This is a genomic window from Nitrospirota bacterium (genome assembly GCA_040754395.1).
In the GTDB taxonomy this organism is placed as follows: domain Bacteria; phylum Nitrospirota; class Thermodesulfovibrionia; order Thermodesulfovibrionales; family SM23-35; genus JBFMCL01.
Genome location: JBFMCL010000073.1, coordinates 1 through 1,153 on the forward strand (window position 1 = coordinate 1; position 1,153 = coordinate 1,153).

At 43.1% G+C, this 1,153-nt stretch carries 2 protein-coding genes; one reads left to right on the forward strand and one right to left on the reverse strand.

Annotated elements, in window-relative coordinates:
- Positions 1–22: 22 nt before the first annotated feature.
- Positions 23–181 (reverse strand): DUF2080 family transposase-associated protein, encoded by a 159-nt coding sequence (locus AB1552_14485; GenBank protein MEW6054965.1) that lies wholly within the window; start codon positions 179–181, stop codon positions 23–25.
- A gap of 51 nt (positions 182–232) precedes the next feature.
- Here AB1552_14485 and AB1552_14490 point away from each other — a divergent pair.
- Positions 233–1,153: ISNCY family transposase (locus AB1552_14490; protein MEW6054966.1), on the forward strand; the 921-nt coding region annotated here is incomplete at its 3' end.

The window sequence follows — 1,153 nt, forward strand, 5'->3', positions numbered from 1 at the left end:
GGCTGTGGGACAAAAATAGAAGCTAATCCTTACAGATAAGCAAGTATGCCCGCCGACCTCGGTATTCTTTTGGGCAGTCGACTTTGGCCCCTGTTCCGAAAGAAGTGACTCTTTTTTCTATGATTCTAATCAGCCTGTCAGTCAGTTTCAAATCTCCTTTTACAACTTCAACCTTTCGCATAATTAATATATATTCATATATATTAATAAAACTTTGCTTCTATAGCTATTCATGATCCACACCAAAGATATCAGAGAAAAACTGAAGGACATAGATGAGTTTCTCCTCGAAGAATACAAGAAGAATCACCCAGAGAAGAAAAGAGACTGGAGAACATATGAGCAGCAGCTTGCTGCCAGGCTGAAATATGCAATACGCAATCTTGAGCCGCTGATAGATGAGGCAGTAGCGACTTTGCATGTTGAACGAGGCCAAGGAAGAAAGCCGGAGCTCTCGCTGAAACAACGTGTCATCCTGATTCTTGTCAAGGAACTCTTCGACAAGAGCAACAGAAACATGGAGGCGATGCTGGATCTGTTCTGCCTACTAACTGATGTCGAAGTCAGCTACAAGAGTATAGAACGATTGTATTCTGACCCAGAAGTTGAAATGGCACTTCATAACCTACACGTTCTCATCCTGAAAAAGAAGGGCGTATCCGTAGTTGAAGGCACTGGGGATGGAACCGGATATTCTCTCACGATTTCCAAGCATTATGCGTCGGAAACTGCAAAAAGAGGAGACGAGATAAAAGAAGCTGAAACGCAAGAGGAGAATGTCAAAGAAGGAAAAAAGAAACGCGCATTTGTTTATTCCTTCAAACTGCTGGATCTGGGCAGCGGTATGTATGTTTCATATGGCATGAGTCTCAAAAGCGAAAAGGATGCCTACGACAAGGCAATGAGAATGTTTGAGAACCTCGGCCTGACACTTGAAAGCATGAGGCTTGACAGGTATTACAGTTGCCAGTCTTACGTCGGTGAGTTGGGTGACATCAAAGTTTACATCATCCCCAAGAAAAATGCCACCATCAAAGGACCTTGGAGTTGGAAACGACGAATGAAAGATTTTGTTGAAAACACCGAGGAATACCTTGAGGAGTACTATAAGAGAGAGCATTCAGAGGCACACTTTTCTGTTGATAAGCGGTGG

Coding starts and splice junctions, on each gene's coding strand:
- AB1552_14485 (MEW6054965.1), bottom strand. CDS start 181: ATGCGAAAGGTTGAAGTTGTAAAAGGAGATTTGAAACTGACTGACAGG.